Source organism: Synechococcus sp. GEYO (assembly GCF_900473955.1).
In the GTDB taxonomy this organism is placed as follows: Bacteria; Cyanobacteriota; Cyanobacteriia; order PCC-6307; family Cyanobiaceae; genus Synechococcus_C.
Genome location: NZ_UCNL01000008.1, coordinates 370,583 through 386,006 on the forward strand (window position 1 = coordinate 370,583; position 15,424 = coordinate 386,006).

The 15,424-nt window shown below is 49.6% G+C and carries 18 protein-coding genes; 6 read left to right on the forward strand and 12 right to left on the reverse strand.

Annotated elements, in window-relative coordinates:
* Positions 1-59 precede the first annotated feature (59 nt).
* Positions 60-794 (forward strand): ribulose-phosphate 3-epimerase, encoded by a 735-nt coding sequence (gene rpe / locus DXY37_RS09190; RefSeq protein WP_115126329.1) that lies wholly within the window; start codon positions 60-62, stop codon positions 792-794.
* Positions 795-859: 65 nt separating this feature from the next.
* On the opposite strand, the gene DXY37_RS09195 is transcribed toward rpe, so the two are convergent.
* The 4 genes from DXY37_RS09195 to DXY37_RS09210 all read right to left on the reverse strand — a co-directional run bounded on the left by DXY37_RS09195 (position 860) and on the right by DXY37_RS09210 (position 4,401).
* Positions 860-1,174, reverse strand: a complete 315-nt coding sequence (locus tag DXY37_RS09195) for a DUF3288 family protein (RefSeq protein ID WP_115126330.1) — start codon at positions 1,172-1,174, stop codon at positions 860-862.
* A gap of 151 nt (positions 1,175-1,325) precedes the next feature.
* Complete coding sequence (locus DXY37_RS09200; RefSeq protein ID WP_115126331.1) at positions 1,326-2,942, reverse strand: iron uptake porin; 1,617 nt, start codon at positions 2,940-2,942, stop codon at positions 1,326-1,328.
* A gap of 150 nt (positions 2,943-3,092) precedes the next feature.
* Positions 3,093-3,587: an NINE protein gene (locus DXY37_RS09205; RefSeq protein ID WP_115126332.1), complete on the reverse strand. Its 495-nt coding sequence runs from the start codon at positions 3,585-3,587 to the stop codon at positions 3,093-3,095.
* Between the two features lie 325 nt (positions 3,588-3,912).
* On the reverse strand, positions 3,913-4,401 hold the full coding sequence (locus DXY37_RS09210; protein ID WP_115126333.1) for a hypothetical protein: 489 nt from the start codon (positions 4,399-4,401) through the stop codon (positions 3,913-3,915).
* A gap of 251 nt (positions 4,402-4,652) precedes the next feature.
* On the opposite strand from DXY37_RS09210, the gene DXY37_RS09215 reads away from it, so the two are divergent.
* On the forward strand, positions 4,653-4,919 hold the full coding sequence (locus DXY37_RS09215; protein ID WP_115126334.1) for a FeoA family protein: 267 nt from the start codon (positions 4,653-4,655) through the stop codon (positions 4,917-4,919).
* Between the two features lie 36 nt (positions 4,920-4,955).
* Positions 4,956-6,800 carry a ferrous iron transport protein B gene (feoB, locus tag DXY37_RS09220; RefSeq protein WP_115126335.1) on the forward strand — a complete coding sequence of 615 codons (1,845 nt, stop codon included), beginning with the start codon at positions 4,956-4,958 and terminating at the stop codon, positions 6,798-6,800.
* A 262-nt stretch (positions 6,801-7,062) separates the two neighbouring features.
* Here the strand turns inward: feoB and DXY37_RS09225 are convergent, their stop codons facing one another.
* Positions 7,063-7,755: a ParA family protein gene (locus DXY37_RS09225; protein ID WP_115126336.1), complete on the reverse strand. Its 693-nt coding sequence runs from the start codon at positions 7,753-7,755 to the stop codon at positions 7,063-7,065.
* A gap of 506 nt (positions 7,756-8,261) precedes the next feature.
* Here DXY37_RS09225 and DXY37_RS13335 point away from each other — a divergent pair.
* On the forward strand, positions 8,262-8,402 hold the full coding sequence (locus DXY37_RS13335) for a hypothetical protein (protein ID WP_170951831.1): 141 nt from the start codon (positions 8,262-8,264) through the stop codon (positions 8,400-8,402).
* Positions 8,403-8,604: 202 nt separating this feature from the next.
* Here DXY37_RS13335 and DXY37_RS09230 read toward each other — a convergent pair whose 3' ends face one another.
* The 4 genes from DXY37_RS09230 to DXY37_RS09245 all read right to left on the reverse strand — a co-directional run bounded on the left by DXY37_RS09230 (position 8,605) and on the right by DXY37_RS09245 (position 12,439).
* On the reverse strand, positions 8,605-9,054 hold the full coding sequence (locus DXY37_RS09230) for a hypothetical protein (protein WP_136975584.1): 450 nt from the start codon (positions 9,052-9,054) through the stop codon (positions 8,605-8,607).
* 269 nt (positions 9,055-9,323) lie between these two features.
* Positions 9,324-10,271 carry a polyphosphate kinase 2 gene (ppk2, locus tag DXY37_RS09235; RefSeq protein WP_115126338.1) on the reverse strand — a complete coding sequence of 316 codons (948 nt, stop codon included), beginning with the start codon at positions 10,269-10,271 and terminating at the stop codon, positions 9,324-9,326.
* Positions 10,272-10,346: 75 nt separating this feature from the next.
* Positions 10,347-11,690: an ATP-binding protein gene (locus tag DXY37_RS09240; RefSeq protein ID WP_115126339.1), complete on the reverse strand. Its 1,344-nt coding sequence runs from the start codon at positions 11,688-11,690 to the stop codon at positions 10,347-10,349.
* A 23-nt stretch (positions 11,691-11,713) separates the two neighbouring features.
* The gene (locus DXY37_RS09245) at positions 11,714-12,439 is read right to left on the reverse strand and encodes a response regulator (protein ID WP_170951832.1); all 726 of its coding nucleotides are present in this window, start codon (positions 12,437-12,439) and stop codon (positions 11,714-11,716) included.
* A gap of 143 nt (positions 12,440-12,582) precedes the next feature.
* On the opposite strand from DXY37_RS09245, the gene DXY37_RS09250 reads away from it, so the two are divergent.
* Positions 12,583-13,047, forward strand: a complete 465-nt coding sequence (locus DXY37_RS09250) for an EF-hand domain-containing protein (protein ID WP_244277009.1) — start codon at positions 12,583-12,585, stop codon at positions 13,045-13,047.
* A gap of 2 nt (positions 13,048-13,049) precedes the next feature.
* On the opposite strand, the gene DXY37_RS09255 is transcribed toward DXY37_RS09250, so the two are convergent.
* The 3 genes from DXY37_RS09255 to DXY37_RS09265 form a co-directional block, all read right to left on the reverse strand.
* Entirely contained in the window at positions 13,050-13,373 is a 324-nt protein-coding gene (locus DXY37_RS09255; RefSeq protein ID WP_244277011.1) for a hypothetical protein, read from the reverse strand.
* Positions 13,374-13,653: 280 nt separating this feature from the next.
* On the reverse strand, positions 13,654-14,295 hold the full coding sequence (locus tag DXY37_RS09260; RefSeq protein WP_371638058.1) for a DUF4335 domain-containing protein: 642 nt from the start codon (positions 14,293-14,295) through the stop codon (positions 13,654-13,656).
* Positions 14,296-14,853, reverse strand: coding sequence for a DUF3038 domain-containing protein (locus tag DXY37_RS09265; protein ID WP_115126340.1), 558 nt, complete (start codon positions 14,851-14,853; stop codon positions 14,296-14,298).
* On the opposite strand from DXY37_RS09265, the gene DXY37_RS09270 reads away from it, so the two are divergent.
* Entirely contained in the window at positions 14,852-15,415 is a 564-nt protein-coding gene (locus DXY37_RS09270) for an adenine phosphoribosyltransferase (protein ID WP_115126341.1), read from the forward strand. The two genes, DXY37_RS09265 and DXY37_RS09270, sit on opposite strands and share 2 nt — an antisense overlap.
* Positions 15,416-15,424 lie beyond the last annotated feature (9 nt).

The following is a 15,424-nucleotide window of genomic DNA, read 5'->3' on the forward strand; positions in this document are numbered from 1 at the left end:
TCAAACAAACCTCAGATCAGGGGTTCTTCTCTAAAGTCCCCCGAGTTTTAAGGCCCTCCATGACCGCATCAGAACGCCCGATTCAGATCATTCCATCGGTGTTGCCCGCTGATTGGGCCGCGATGGGCCAATGCGTGAAGGATCTCGAAGCCGCTGGTGTCGACAGGATTCAGTTTGACGTGATGGACGGCAACTTTGTGCCGAACCTCACATTCGGCCCTGAACTGATTAAGGCGTGCCGGAAATACTGCGATGTGAAGTTTGAGACTCAGCTGATGGTGAGCCAATACAACGCAGAAACGATGCTTGAGGAATACGTGAATGCAACCAAGGGCCCAAACGGAGAGCCTGGAGTGGTGATTGCCCACGTTGAGTCCAACACACACCTGCATCGGGTACTCGGCAGGATCCGGCAACTCGGGGGCAGCCCATCTGTGGCGATGAATCCACATACACCCATGGAGATGGTTGAAAACGTCCTCGATATGGTCGACCACGTTTTGGTGATGACTGTGAATCCTGGATTTGGTGGACAGGCCTATATCCCGACAATGTTGGACAAGATTTCAAAACTGAGAAAAACAATCGATGAACGTGGACTGAGCGTTGACATCGAAGTCGACGGCGGCATCAAAGCGAACTGGACCATCTCCCAATGTTGCGCTGCAGGCGCTAACTGCTTCATTGCTGGGAGCGGAATGTTCGCCTATCCAACATTGAAGGAAGGATGCGACGACCTGCGCCGAGTTGCAGAGGAAGCCAGGGCAGGGAAGGTGCTTCCAAATCCTGCATAAACGCTGGATTGTTCCGATGAATGGGCTGCCTCGACACTCACTGGGGATCGCCCATTCCTCTGCACTTATCCCTCCTGGTCGGCCACATCAGCACCAGAACCGAGATCGCTATCGAGTTGCTGACCAGGCTTCCAACCACTGGCCCAGATCTCACGACAACGGGCATTGAGGCTTTGAGCGTCAAGGCCCCAGCCAGTCACAACCTTCTGAATGTCCTGTTTGATGTCTTCGGCGCCTGGGAAATCGCCGTATCGCATCACAAGCCTCGCCGCCACAGTGAGCTGCTCTGGGCCGGGATCACCCTGATGGCCAAGCAAAGAATCCACTTGGTCGCGATCAGTTGCATAGAGCGGATGGGTCTGATCGGTCTGTTCACTCATTGGGAATTAACTGACTACATAACAGAGTGTCATTAAAAGGATTAGTGCCGCCTTAATCAACAAAAAGCCGACCTGGAGAACAGGCCGACTTGACTTCATACAAAATCGATGTTGTAGAAATTGAGACATCAACTCGAATGGATGGACTTAATCAGAACTTGAACGTGGTCCGAAGGAGTCCTCCAAACTGATTAAACGTACCGTCTTTTCCTTGAGTACCACTGTAAGTTGTTTGACCCAGTGGACGACTCAGATAAAAGACAGCTGGTGTGAAAGTAATGTTATCCGTAACCTGGAAGCCATAATACGCTTCCATGACATAGTTCCCATCAAAAGGAGTGTCGCCGCCTTTTAATGCAGTAGCAAAAGTTGGTTGGCCAATCGCCAAACCAAGAGTATTACTTTGCAAGAATGCATCATCCCAGTGAAGAGAAACTTGCCATGACTGAGAGGTTGTGACTATGCCGTCAGGAGAACTGTCTGTGTTGGAGGTGATGTTAAGGCCCCAACCAGCACTGATTGCAGGAACCCAACTATTATCTTCAGGCTGCCAATAACCGGAAAGAGCAAAGGCGTTCAAAGAACTGCTGCTGGCTGCATCGCTGAGGAGGTATTTCTCCTGCGTAAAGAACGTCGTGTACGGGACAAGACTGGCATCTTGAAGGTAGGAATACACACCGGCGATGCCCCACTGTTCTGCCTGGCAACCGATCTGAACGGTTCCAACACCAGCAGAGCCATCGGTAGCGATTCCACCCTCCGTTGGATTACTTGTAGATCCATTGGCGGCAACATACTGGACACCTACGACAAAACAGCCATTTTCATAGTTCAGTGCAGCGCCAGGGCCCTGAGTCTTGTTGTAAGCGCCAGGAGCGCCATTAAGAGTAAGAACGTCAAGAACAGTATTGCCATCACCCGAAGGATAGATTGACGGCCACATCGGCATCATGTCATCCTGACCAACATTGGCGCCACCGACAAATGTAAGGGAAGAGCCAACGGGAAATGAGTAAAAAATTTTATCGATATAGAGTTTGTCTACCGAATCCGATGCAACCTCTAAAGTCGATAAATTAGTAGGATTTCCGGAAGCGAACGGTGTGCCGCCGAAATTGCCGGATCTAAATGTGGTAGTCAGCAAATCCTGACCAGTGAAACTGGTGTTGAGATAGAGCTGAAGATCGTAATTGAAAATTGTTGCACCATAATCACGATTTGAGTAGTCCTGCTCACTACCAATTACTGATAGACCATCAACATCACCACCAAAACTGTTGGCGCCGATCACAAAGCTCGTCTGACCTTCAAGCTTGGTGGTGGTGGAAAACTGGGTGGCTTCCAGTTCGCTAACACGGGCTTCCAGACCGTCAACGCGGCCCTTCACGATGGCGAGTTCCTTTTCGAACTCCTTCATCAGACGCTTGAGCTCGTCGGTCACTTCGGTGACGCGGTCGAGGCAGGCGTTAAGCAGTGCAGCCGCTTCAAAGCGGGTCATGGCACGGTTACCGCGGTAGGTGCCGTTGGGGTAACCAGCGACGCAGCCATAGCGCTCGATCAGGTTGCTGAGAGCCTGATAAGCCCAGTCGGTCGGGTAGACGTCGGAGAATTGGGTGATGCTGGTGACCTGCTCAGCAGCAACCGCGTCAGAAGATACAGAAGCGTAGTCAGAAACACCAGCAACATTGACGTAAGTAGCGCCAACAGCCATCGGAGCCAGCAGGCCCAAGGCAGCAGGAGCAACAAGCAGTTGCTGGAACAATTTCATGAGATTCCTCACACCAAAAAAGAGGAATACGAATACTAAGAAGAAAGAACCGAAAGGCAAGTGATCACGAAAACCTTAAATACAAATGATTCAACAATTCGTCAAAAACAACGCAATAACAAAACACCTAGCAAGAATCAAATCAAGCATTTAGTAGGGACTGATCTCCTTAATATTGTCGTACAATTCCTTGGCAAGCTTGTTGTTATAACCAGTGCACAACTCACGCATGCATAGAGCATCAAAGACAGAAAACAAACCTGGCAATAACGTCCAAAAAAAGGCAAGAAAAACAAAGCCGCTTTTACGATCTTTCAGCCAAAATCGATGGTAACCAAACCAACCCAAAAGAAGAGCATAAACAACACCTAACGAAGGTTGTCTACAACGAAGCTCAAACTCATTCTCAAAAACCATTTGCTGACCATGAGACATCTTCTTAGCCAGATGTTGATACTCTTTTCTCATCTGCAGCGGCAAGGACGGAACTAAGAGCACACTAACAACAACGGAAGGCGGGATCAATCGATGAGAGAATAGCAAACACAAAAAAACTGATAAAACACGAGAATTCAGGAGAAAAGGACGTCCTAAAAGCAAGCCAGAATTGGGATCGAGCTTTACCGACGTTACATATTGGCGCATCAGTCGATCACTTCTGCAGCAGTTATGCCTAACGGGACAGAAAGGAAAAAGAAAGAATCGGATCACAACAAGGAGTGGTGATTAAGTTGAAAAGATACAAGACAATTAATCCAATGCCACACTGCAGCAAATGCGGGAAATTGCCTCCGCTAGGCCTCAAAAGGTTGTTCAAAACGATTGGACGACTACTTCAGAGTCTTTTTAAATCCATCAATACCTGGATAAAGTCAACAACAAAGCACACACGCCAGCCAATCTTTCATTGAATAAATACATTAAAGTTTACTCAATATACGACATCAACATTAAAGTGATAAACCATTTCTTAAGCAACAATCCAAGCGCCTTCTGGGCCATACTTTTGAATAGTACCTAACAAGTTGTCTTTCCAATGCTCATAAGCAACGTCAAACTCTCGATCCCACAAGGGCGGAATTTCAATAACAGATTTCTGGAAATAACCATCCTGAATTGCACTTAGATACAACCTTCGTAGGGCAACCCACCTGGGCTCATTCTTATGCGACATCCTAAGCATAATGTCTTGCAGTTCACCATCAATATTCTCAGCTGGAATGCAATAAAAATCTCCAACTCTACGCTTTGAACGCAAAAAATTCCCTTCTTCGAGAAGATGATTAATAACAGCTTGTTGACCATCTTTTTGATCCAAAAACCGAAATAATGTCCGCGCTCTCTTGAGACCAATTTGGTATCTTCTGTTAGCAAGCCACTGGGTAATCGCCGTACGACGTGTAATAGCTATTAAAACAAGTACTAATGCAATGAGCAATTCAATTTCAATAATCAACATGATTACGAATAATCTGATTTAAAACTAGCAGCGTTTCATAGACCGGCAAGCAACAACATTTACCAAGTAACATATGCAACGAACAATAATCCCATGAATATGCATTCCTGTTTTTGCACATTATTTCAATCTCAATAGGCCATTGCTCGTAACAAATTCTACGGTGATTGCGCTATAAGGTCTTCTTTAATTGCCAGCCGATTCGACGAGCTCTAGCCTTTTCATTAGAGACGCAATCGCACAGCTTCGCAATGGATTTAAGTGAACTAGCAGTTCATCATTCAGCAACTGTCGTTGGTGTGAGCAGTGATGGTAGCGATCTGAGTAATTCCTTCAAGGATCGGTTAGAGGCAATGGGAATAAGGAAAGGTCGGACCGTTCAGGTAATGCGCAAAGCTCCTGGTGGAGATCCCTATGAGGTGAGGGTTGGCAGCACCACCGAGATTGCCATACGCAAGTCAGAAGCATCTTTGGTGGAAATCACTGATGTGATTAATCTCAAAAAATCAGGACGATAACTGTTTATTCCATTTCAATCAGCCTTAAAACACATCATGATCACTGCAGAAACCGGCAAGACAACGGAATCAAAAAACGAGTTGCCCAGGATCGTCTTCGTGGGTCAACCCAATACGGGCAAATCAACATTCTTCAATCGTGTTACGAATGCCACTGCTGGTGTCGCCAACTGGCCTGGCCTAACAGTTGATTTCATGCAGGCTAAGGTTGAGCGTAATGGCAAAACAGTAGAGTTTGTTGATCTGCCAGGAATCTACGACCTAGATGGATTCACAGAAGACGAAAAAGTCGTTCAAGATTTCCTAGAACAATACAGCTTTGATCTAATCGTTTGTGTGATCAATGCTTCGCAAATTGATCGACAGATACTTCTACCGCTACAACTCAAGAAATTGGGTGTACCAAGCTTAGTTGCCTTGAATATGGCCGATGAAGTAAAACGTTTTGGCGTGAAGATCAATACACAGCAGTTGTCTCAGTTTCTTGGGATGCCGGTTTTTACAATTAGCGCAAAATATGGTGCTGGCTGCAGCTTGGCAATTGACGGAATCTGGAACACGGTTAACGACATTACAAATTCGTATAAAGTGAAAGAACTGATTGAGTTTTGTCGTAAAAATAAAATCACCGATGAAGAAATTCAAGACTCTTTAGATCAGGGAATAGAAATGCCACCGGAGAATCTGGTGACATTCACGAATCGGATGGATGCCGTGCTCTTGCATCCAATATTTGGTTTGCCAATCTTTTTCCTCACCATGTTGGTCCTATTCCTATTGATATGGAATATCGGAATGCCAGCGCAGGATCCAGTCGGCGATTTCACTGATTGGTTACAAACCACAGTCTTAGAGCCAGGGTTGAGCTTCCTCCCAGATGTCGTCAAAGATTTCGTCATCAGTGGTCCTTACACAGGTTTCGCTTCACTGCTGGGTTTTGTACCACTTGTTGCCTTCTTCTTTGTGGTGATGACTGCTCTCGAAGACAGTGGTTATCTATCTAGAGCTGCATATCTGATGGACAACATCATGCGCAAGGCTGGACTTGACGGGCGTGGCTTTGTCATGCAGCTGTTTGGATTCGGATGCAATGTTCCCGCAATTATGGGAACAAGAACGATTCGTTCCCGCAGTCAGCGATTGCTATCGATCCTTGTCATACCATTCGCGTTGTGTTCAGCAAGACTACAAGTATTTGTTTTCTTTCTAGGAATTATCCTTCCAAGCAACATGGGTGCTGTGGCCCTATGGCTTCTTTATATCATTAGCTTTGTCGTTGCTTTTGTCATGGCAATGATCTTCAATGCCAGCGGACAATTCAAATCAAAAGATCCCTTCGTCATTGAACTACCCCCTTACCGAACTCCTACGTTTAACCAAGTTGCGCTGAATGTATGGAGTGAAATGAAAACGTTCGTGCAAAAATTATCGGTCTTCATGATCATCGGAACAACAATCACCTGGTTCCTTACGAATTATCCTGGTGGCTCTGAGGGATTGAACACCTATGCAGGACAGATCGGAACCTTCTTCCAAACTTTGATGGCTCCTTTGGGAATCAATCCATTATTGACAGTTTCACTCATCATTGGCTTCGTTGCGAAAGAGGTTCAGTTGGCTGCGGTTGCAACAATGTATGGAATGACGGAAGGAAGCGACGCACTCAAATCAACACTTGGAGGAGTCATCAACTTCCAACAAGGTTTCAGCTATTGCCTGTTCAGTCTCCTTTACGTTCCATGTCTCACAACGGTTGCCACCATCTGGGGTGAAACCAAGTCGGCCAGATTTACACTCTTTTCTGTGGCTGTATCAATGATCGTAGCCTGGGTTGTGGCCTTTGGATTCTATCAAGGATATAACCTAATTTTGACTTCCTAAGATCAGAAGAAACGATAATGACTGATCAAGCGTATATGACTTCCGGTCAAACTTAATCTATCTTTTTAGATTAAAAGGAAGTTGAACACCCGAAAGGAGTTGTCATTCAACAAGTGCAGCAATATCAAGCGTCAAAGGAAAGATCAGGAATCGTTCTGAAATGCAATCTTGATCGTTGCATCAAAAAACAACGAACAAAAAAAGTTGACAGGAAAGATCCGAGTGTTTGACGACTAATTAGCAATCAACATATCGTTGTGAATCATGCTGCTCTCTGTTCCATTGGGGTGAAATCCCAGCCGATTGGAGTTAACGACCTTGTTGTTTCCCGATGAACCTTGTAAAGCTCTTCGATCTCAATGCAAGCTTTGTCGTATGCAGACCAACCCGTCATGCGCCTTGAATGCGCCCGACCTCTTTTATCAACAGACTGATCCACCGTGACACCGTTGGTTTCGGCGCTCTCAAAAGCACTTAAAAGGGGAATTTGAGACTGCAAAACATGAATATCAAAACCTTCAAGGATTTCAACGGCTGATTCTGCTGAGGACCGTTTGCGTGAATCAACCTTGACTAACAAAGCGGCGTAAGGGATCCGATAATTATTTAACAAGGTCGACATTTCAATCGTCAACTCTAATGAGCGACTTTGAGGTGTAGTCGGAAGCACAATAATATCCGATCCTTCAACAAGATTTTTGAGTTCTTCTTCGTTGCTGCTTGCCTGACCATCGGTCACAACAATATCAGCACCTCTTGCGACCTTGGCTGCGGCTTCAATCGGAATGACTGGATAAGGGAGCAATTCTCGTGCTCCATAAGCGGTTGCCGAACGATTCCTATCCGCATCAATCAAGGCAACTTTTTTGTTTTGATGGGCCCAGATGGCAGCTAAATGAACACTCGTACATGTTTTTGCAACACCCCCTTTCTGACCGAAAACAGTAATAAACATTGTTTTGAACAGATTTTTAGCATCATTACGTCAAAAAGCAAGTTGTCAAGGGCTTATAAACCACCTGTCATAGCAGCTCTTTAGCCACGAATCGACCCCAGCTGCCGGATGACTGGAGAAGCCAGCGTCTACAAAGACAAAGAGTGCAAGAGTGACTTAAACCTGATCAGCAGTTCAAACCGTCAAACTCAAAAAAACGGGGCGGTATCCCTATCGCCCCGTCAGAAACAGTGCCTGGGGCAAGGACACCAGACAAACTCATTATCCCGAATGAGAGGGAAGCACTGTGGCTGCACTGAGTGAATCAACAACATTCAGGTATGAAGAGCATGCCATCCCAAGTCGTGAAGAAGCAATGACAAGCCCTTTGCGCTGAGTCTTTGCCAAGCGCTTGAACCACTTCAGCTTCCAAATCCAGTAGAAGGAACCTGAGGATGATTAAACAATCACAGCTGAATGAATGAAATCGCACGTGATGATCACTGCTTCTAAGCAGATTGTTCCCCATGAACGAAAATTCAAACGAAACTCGTCCTCAACAGGACGAGGACGAAAGCTTTACCGCCTGGCTCAAGCGCAACCGTCTTGACAGAGGTCAGCCATGGTTGTTTTACGGCGAAGATGAATTGTTTGAAGATGTCATCTGAACTCTTGAATCGTTCTGAAGAGATTCGAGACTGTAATCAATAAAGATTATAAGATATACCATTTAGCACTTCAATTATGATGATTCGCATAATCGGTTCGCTATATCTCTAGCGGAAACAACTGAAAACCGTGAGTTGCAATGACATTATCAAGAAAGAAGCGGATCAATCGTTAAAGAGAACCGTGGATGACGATCAAATCCTAGACAAGTTGGTGTTCGGCAGACCTAATTTGACGCACAAGCCTTGGCTCACTCATTTTCACATTCATCCCCAAAGACCACTGATCAAGCTCGATGGTTTGAATCATTTCAAAAATTTCATTCACAGAAGCCAAGTCCTGCTGCATAAATTCCATAACCACTCTAATTTTTGAATAGACTTCAAGCTCTGATTCGCAAAAATAGCGAACAGGTCCTTGAACGCCTCGACTGACATATTGATCAAGGAATCGCTCCAGGCTGTCTTTCTCATATCCCTCCACGATCGAACTCTTGAGTTCGATACATCGTATAGTGAAGTAGCTCAGCGTCTTATCAGGCATGAGTTTGAAAATTTGAATGACGCTACTGGTTTTGATTTTGACTCTGCGAACAACCAGATACACAGGCAGCTCTCTTAAAGCACTCTGAACAACTGATTGCAAACTCAACAAAGCACATCTCAATCAAACTAAGGCCCTGTTCCCAGTGCAAGCGTCATTCAAATTCGACAATTGCAATCACCTCAGAGAGGGTTATTATCGCCAATCACTTCTTCGCCGAAGAACTTAAACAGCTGCAAACTCTGGCGCAACGGATTGAACCAGGACGACCACTGACAGGCAATCAATGACAATATATACTTTTTTAGAAGACAAATTCAGGTTAATTTTACCTCAAAACCTTTCAAATTCATAGTCTTGATATCACCTGATTCTGGTCAATAGGGATAACCATTGGGAACAAAGAACTGTTCGTTGATGGGAGGGCGCGCATAATCACCCTTTTTTGGCCTAGGAGGAAGCTTGATCCTTGGAGGTGTCATATCTTCCCAAGGCACCTTGCTGAGTATGTGGCGAAGACAATTCAATCTTGCTCTCCGCTTATCATCGGCTTCAACAGTGAACCAGGGAGCCTCTGGAATATTGGTTCTCGTGAACATTTCATCCTTTGCCCTAGAAAAATCAACCCAACGATTGCGTGCTTCAAGATCCATCAAACTCAACTTCCACCGGCGCGTGGGGTCATCGATACGCGACTGAAATCGTGCCTCCTGCTCAGTGTCGCTGACTGAAAACCAATACTTGAGAACAAGAACTCCACTGCGCACAAGCATCCGTTCAAATTGAGGAGCATCATCCAGAAACTGTTCAACTTGTTCAGGGCTGCAGAACCCCATAACCCGCTCAACTCCGGCTCGGTTGTACCAGCTTCGATCGAACACAACAATCTCGCCAGCAGCCGGGAAATGTTCGACATAGCGCTGGAAATACCACTGGCTTTTTTGGCGCTCTGTTGGCGTTCCCAGCGCCACAACCCTGCAACCTCTTGGATTCAAGGGTTCGGTTAATCGTTTAATCGTGCCCCCTTTGCCTGCAGCATCACGCCCTTCAAACAGAACGATCATCCGATAGCCGGTTTCACGAATCCAGTACTGCATCCTGACCAGATCAGTCTGGAGGCGGATCAATTCAGCCTCATAAAGCTTTTTATTCAGCCTCACAATCTTGGGCTGATGATCATCGATGAGACCCCCGAAGCGCTCAGATGGAGTGCCAACGTCCTTAGCACTGGCCCCAAGGCTTTCCGATGCCACGTCAGAGACACGGCCTGAACAAGCTTTGTCGTTGGCTTGATCGTGTTTTGTTGCTTTGCCCTTATTGCCCATATGCGGCACAGATCCACTCCTATTGGAGGCATCGGATGTGCCCAGCTCAATATCTGCTCCAGTTTTTCTCAGATTTCAGCTCGTCAGAGACCTCGTCTGGCCATCCAACAACGGCAGGCTGAAGCGGATCGCAAACCTGCCTGGGTCAGTCCCTAAATCGATCTTGTCTCGATGGATGCACTCCAGTCGGCCGCCGTGGAGACGAGCGACGTGAGACACGATGGCCAGACCTAAACCACAGTGGCCCTGCTGACCGCGTGATGAATCAAGACGATGAAAGGGTTGCAGAGCCTCTTCCCATTGCTGAGCAGGCATTCCTGTGCCTTGATCCCAGACCTCGATGCAGCAGCGGGAATTGTCGACATGCAATCGAAGAATGACAGGAGCAACTCCATAGGAAAAGGCATTGTCGATGAGGTTGGCAATTGCGCGACCAAGGGCAACAGGTTTGACCGAAACAGAGAGAGGAGCCAGGTCGAGACGCAATTGATCCGCCGGATGACTGCTGGCCACCTCCGCCAGCAATTGATCCAAGGGGACTTGCACCGAGGTTTCACTGTCACCACCGCCGGCAAACAGCAAAAACTGCCCCGTGATTCTCTCAAGAGACTGAAGATCACCAGCACAACGCTCGCGCTCATCCGCTGAAAGCTGCGGCATGGACAGACGGAACTGAAGACGGGTGATCGGTGCTCTCAGATCATGGGCAATGCCAGCAAGCATCGTTGCGCGTTCTCGACGATTGTCAGCCAGCCTCTGCACCATGGCATTGAAACGCTGCGTGAGGCGCTGGACCTCAGGAGCTCCACGGGCAGTGACGGCATCAGGATCCTCACCATCACCCACGCGGGAGAGGGCTTTTTCCAGACCGCGCAGAGGAGCCTCGACCTCCACCAGCAGAAACAGTCCACCGCAGATGATGCCAGCGCCCACCAAGGCAAGCCCAAGTAGCGTGGGCTCTGGAGGCCATCGCATCATCGAGGGCACATCCACACGCAACCAGATGGGCTCCAAAGGTGAAATCAATTCGATCCACACACTGCGTTCACCGCGGGCAGCTCGGTCGGGCAACACCATTGGACAGTGGGAGAGACGTTGACAAAGCTGCAGCTGCAATGCCTCCGCCTGACGTTTAAAAGCTGCTGACGGTTGCAGCGGAGCGGGTTTGGGACGGACCGTGACCTCAAGATCAAGACCGCTCAGCTCCGCAACCAGATGAGGGGGATAACGCTCAAGTGCTAGCTCAGTGAGCCTGACGTTGAGGGCTAAATCTCTCCCAAGCTGAATGGTCTGCAACTGCTCCAGTTGGCGACCGAAGAGAGCCTGGAAAACCACCAGGCAAAACGCTGAGCTTCCAAGGGCCAGACCTCCCCAGCCCAACAAAGCAGTGAGACGCTTTTGCCAAGGGCGGGAAGGCATCGACAACAGTCGTGAGGGAGTGATCAGCGGGATCTTGGTTCGCCGTCTGGGACAAATACATAGCCATAACCCCAAACCGTCTGCAGGTAACGCGGGCGAGTGGGATCCGGCTCCACCAGTTTGCGCACCCTGGACACCTGAACATCCATGCTGCGGCTGTCGGTGTCACAGCCAGGCCCGCGGGCTAGCTCAATCAACCGCTCACGCGACAAAGGGCGATGAGGATGCTGAACGAATGACGCCAACAGGCTGAACTCACCACTGGTGATCACAACAGGCTTGCCTTCACGGGTGAGCGTGCGAGCAGCCAGATCCAGCACGTTGTCGCCAAAGACCACATCACCCCCTTCAGCCAGAGGTGTGCCTGCAGGCAATGCACTGCGCCGTCTCAACACCGCTTCAATCCGAGCTGAAAGCTCACGGGGCAGAAAAGGCTTAGCCAGATAATCATCAGCCCCCTGCTCGAGACCGATGATGCGATCCACACCTTCTCCACGGGCCGTCAACATCACCACCGGTAGGTCATCGCCTGCATCCCTGAGACGACGGAGTGCCGTCAGACCATCATCACCGGGCATCATCAGGTCAAGCACTATCAGATCAGGTCGCTGAAACTCGAGACGGGCCTCAAGCTGCTTCACATCGCTGAGACTGCGTACGTCATACCCCTGATCCAGCAAATAGGTGCCGACCATCTGACGCAAATCCGGATCATCATCGACTACCCAGATCATCGAAGTGCGGGGCATGGGTTCGGTCGCTGCTTCAAGTTGCACTGATCGTATGGATGCCGTTGCGTCCTGTCGCGCTGAAACGGACCTTGTCACAGCTGATCGATGATCTGTCACGACTCAGACATGTCCATGTCGCCCAATCTCCATATGCTCAATGCATGGCGATGCGCTTGACACAACCGGTGTTAATGGCCCTCGTGCTGCTTGGGATGCAAAGTCTTGTCCCTTTGGCCCCTGTTCTGGCAAGTCCACATCACATACAGATCTATGGCCGACGCATGGAGGCATTGTTCATCCGGATGGATCTCAACGGTGATGGTCGTCTTGAATCAGGAGAAGTCAGGGGTCGGCCTTATTTCGAACGGCGTCTGCAACGACCCGACTCGCGTGGCTATCTGCTGCTGAAGGATCTCAGACCCTTAAGCCCTCACCCGAGCGGTCAACGGCTGCAGAAACGGTTCAATCAAGCCGATCGAAATGGTGATGGTCGGATCGACCGTCATGAATGCCAATCACTGCCCTGGTTGAGCCGGAATTTTGTGAGCTTCGATCTTGACGCCGATGGAGGACTGACGCTTAAAGAACTGTGGACGGTGCAGCGTTCGCTTGCGCCTCGGCACTGACGTCATCGCCGAGGTCTGGGTCGACGATGATTCCTCTGACTCGGCTTGAGCCGCTCAGAGCTGATCAAGCGCGTGAAGGATTTAACCAGGCGGAACACTCCTGACAACAAGGCCAGAAGGCCTGCGAGAAGGAGCATTGCGATCAGGATGACCGCCGCCAGACCTAGCAGTGCTTCCAGGAGCTGTCCAAGGCCTCGAATCAGATCAGCAATGGCCTCACTCACCACCACCATGCCGTCGACCTTCTGAGGCAACCAGCTCAGGAATGCGAGCAACCCTGCGCCAAGGGCCAACAACAGAAGCCCTTCAAGCATCTGACGGCCCACTGAAACAGCCCTGGACCGGTGCCGCTTGCTGAATACTCTCCGAGTCTTGGGCACAGCACTAAGAGGTCTCAGATTGGGGGAATTGATCACACCGTCTCCTGAACAAACTCCTGAGCCAAGCCATTGATCGGACAGCGGCGCTGCAAGCTGATCAAAAAGCAGAGAGACGCTGACTGCAAGAACTCAGCAATCCGAACAACAGAACTCTTGAGGTTGGCCGGACTCCCTGCCATTCGAATCGTGAGACAACTGAATCATTCTGAGCCGCCTGGCTAAGAGGTCAACGCTGTTGTTCAGGTTGTGCAGGATCGCTGATCGGAGTTTCTGTCTTGACCTCGGGAGCCTGCGCAGGGGTGGGAGATTTAACCTCAGGCAATGGCAACAGAAGCCCCAAGACGCCTAAGACAACAACCGTGGCACCTCCAAGCAGCGGAGCCGTCAGCCTCTGCGTCAACGGGATCCGCTCAACAAGATCCCGACGAGGAAGTGGTTCATGCTGGATAGTTGGCCAGGCGAGACAGACACGGGCGTCGCTTCGCAAGGCATCAAGACAACGAACTAGATCGGCCAACTGAGCATCATCAAGCTGGATCGAAAGAGGCGGAATACCTGGCTGGCCACTGGTGAGGTCAAGACGGTGCTGAGGCCCATCGGGAACCAGCCGAACTGGATCGTTCAGCTCACCCAGGGAACGAACAACCCCTGAAAGACGCAGTCGCACATAGGGAATCACCACCTGCATCAATGCTTCCAGATGCTCACGTTTGCCCTCGAGCTCGGAGGCGCCGACGATTTGTAAACGCCAACTGGAAAGAATTCCGATGGCCTGCTCTGCATGACCAGCAGACAAGTCAGGCAAGCCTTCAACCTCCAGGCGAGCGGTGGTTTGGTCGTAGCGGTAGGACTGTTTGAGCATCACCATTCAGGGGGTCGGATCAAGAAGACTGGCGCGGAGACGATCAACCCCACCGGGTCCAGCAGCGAGTGCCAGTGTCAACACCAGCTGTCGCTGCAGCGGGCCTTCGGGCTCACTGCCAAGAAAACGCTGAATGGCACCACGCCGAAGATTCATGCGTTCTTCAATCAGATCGCGTAGGCGCTGGTGGACCAGCTGCCAGCGCTGGTGAGTGAGGTCCTGGGGCTCTTTGCTGGACAGCAACTGGTGAAGCATGGGATAGAGCCTGTCTGCCATCACGCAGAGGATCCTGATCAAGGCCTCTGTTTCCACGGCACTGAGTTGACCACGTCGTGTGGAACGCCTGAGCGGGTTGTGGCAGCGACGTTTCCAAAGCTCAACGCGATTAGGAAAGATCGTTTCAAAACCAAGCTGACGGGTCGCCCAGAGCATGGCCTCCCCGCCGTTTAGGTCAAGAGACTCAACAGTGAGCAGAAGCAGATCAAGGCGCTCGAGAGCACGGCGGCCAAGAACCGCTTCAGTAATCGACGGATCTGGAGCCGCCTCAGCAGTGACATCGGTCATGGCTGCGATGATGCCAGGGTTGAGGCCTTCGCGTCACCACCCTGTGGATCTTCGTCAGTTCATTCGCGATGTGCCGGACTTCCCAAAACCCGGAATTTTGTTCCGCGACATCTCACCGCTGCTGCGCGATCCCCGTGGATGGAGCGAAGTGATGCAGCAACTTGGCGACGTCTGCGAGCGACTCCAACCAGACCTGATCGTGGGAATTGAGTCCAGGGGCTTCATCGTGGGCACTCCTCTGGCAACACAGCAAAAGATTGGCTTTGTGCCGGTCAGAAAACCCGGAAAACTTCCCGGCGAAGTGACCGGTGTTGATTACACCCTTGAATACGGCAGCGATCGTCTTGAAATCCAGACCGATGCTCTTGTGAATGGATCCCGTGTCTTGCTTGTCGACGATCTGCTAGCAACCGGCGGAACTGCTGCCGCCAGTGTTGAGCTGATTCAAAAAGCTGGAGGCAAGCTCGTGGGCTGCGGGTTTGTCATTGAACTGGCAGATCTGGCCGGACGTCGTCGCTTGCCAGAGGGACTTCCAATCGAATCACTGATCCGTTACTACTGATTGGTGCGC

Excerpts from the sequence above, each read along its gene's own strand:
- rpe (WP_115126329.1), top strand. The coding sequence starts at position 60 with ATGACCGCATCAGAACGCCCGATTCAGATCATTCCATCGGTGTTGCCC.
- DXY37_RS09260 (WP_371638058.1), bottom strand. The coding sequence starts at position 14,295 with ATGGTGATGCTCAAACAGTCCTACCGCTACGACCAAACCACCGCTCGC.
- DXY37_RS09240 (WP_115126339.1), bottom strand. The coding sequence starts at position 11,690 with ATGCCTTCCCGCCCTTGGCAAAAGCGTCTCACTGCTTTGTTGGGCTGG.
- DXY37_RS09215 (WP_115126334.1), top strand. The coding sequence starts at position 4,653 with ATGGATTTAAGTGAACTAGCAGTTCATCATTCAGCAACTGTCGTTGGT.
- DXY37_RS09200 (WP_115126331.1), bottom strand. The coding sequence starts at position 2,942 with ATGAAATTGTTCCAGCAACTGCTTGTTGCTCCTGCTGCCTTGGGCCTG.
- DXY37_RS09225 (WP_115126336.1), bottom strand. The coding sequence starts at position 7,755 with ATGTTTATTACTGTTTTCGGTCAGAAAGGGGGTGTTGCAAAAACATGT.
- DXY37_RS09245 (WP_170951832.1), bottom strand. The coding sequence starts at position 12,439 with ATGCCCCGCACTTCGATGATCTGGGTAGTCGATGATGATCCGGATTTG.
- DXY37_RS09265 (WP_115126340.1), bottom strand. The coding sequence starts at position 14,853 with ATGACCGATGTCACTGCTGAGGCGGCTCCAGATCCGTCGATTACTGAA.
- DXY37_RS09210 (WP_115126333.1), bottom strand. The coding sequence starts at position 4,401 with ATGTTGATTATTGAAATTGAATTGCTCATTGCATTAGTACTTGTTTTA.
- DXY37_RS09270 (WP_115126341.1), top strand. The coding sequence starts at position 14,852 with ATGGCTGCGATGATGCCAGGGTTGAGGCCTTCGCGTCACCACCCTGTG.
- ppk2 (WP_115126338.1), bottom strand. The coding sequence starts at position 10,271 with ATGGGCAATAAGGGCAAAGCAACAAAACACGATCAAGCCAACGACAAA.
- DXY37_RS09195 (WP_115126330.1), bottom strand. The coding sequence starts at position 1,174 with ATGAGTGAACAGACCGATCAGACCCATCCGCTCTATGCAACTGATCGC.
- DXY37_RS13335 (WP_170951831.1), top strand. The coding sequence starts at position 8,262 with ATGAACGAAAATTCAAACGAAACTCGTCCTCAACAGGACGAGGACGAA.
- DXY37_RS09205 (WP_115126332.1), bottom strand. The coding sequence starts at position 3,587 with ATGCGCCAATATGTAACGTCGGTAAAGCTCGATCCCAATTCTGGCTTG.
- DXY37_RS09250 (WP_244277009.1), top strand. The coding sequence starts at position 12,583 with ATGGCGATGCGCTTGACACAACCGGTGTTAATGGCCCTCGTGCTGCTT.
- feoB (WP_115126335.1), top strand. The coding sequence starts at position 4,956 with ATGATCACTGCAGAAACCGGCAAGACAACGGAATCAAAAAACGAGTTG.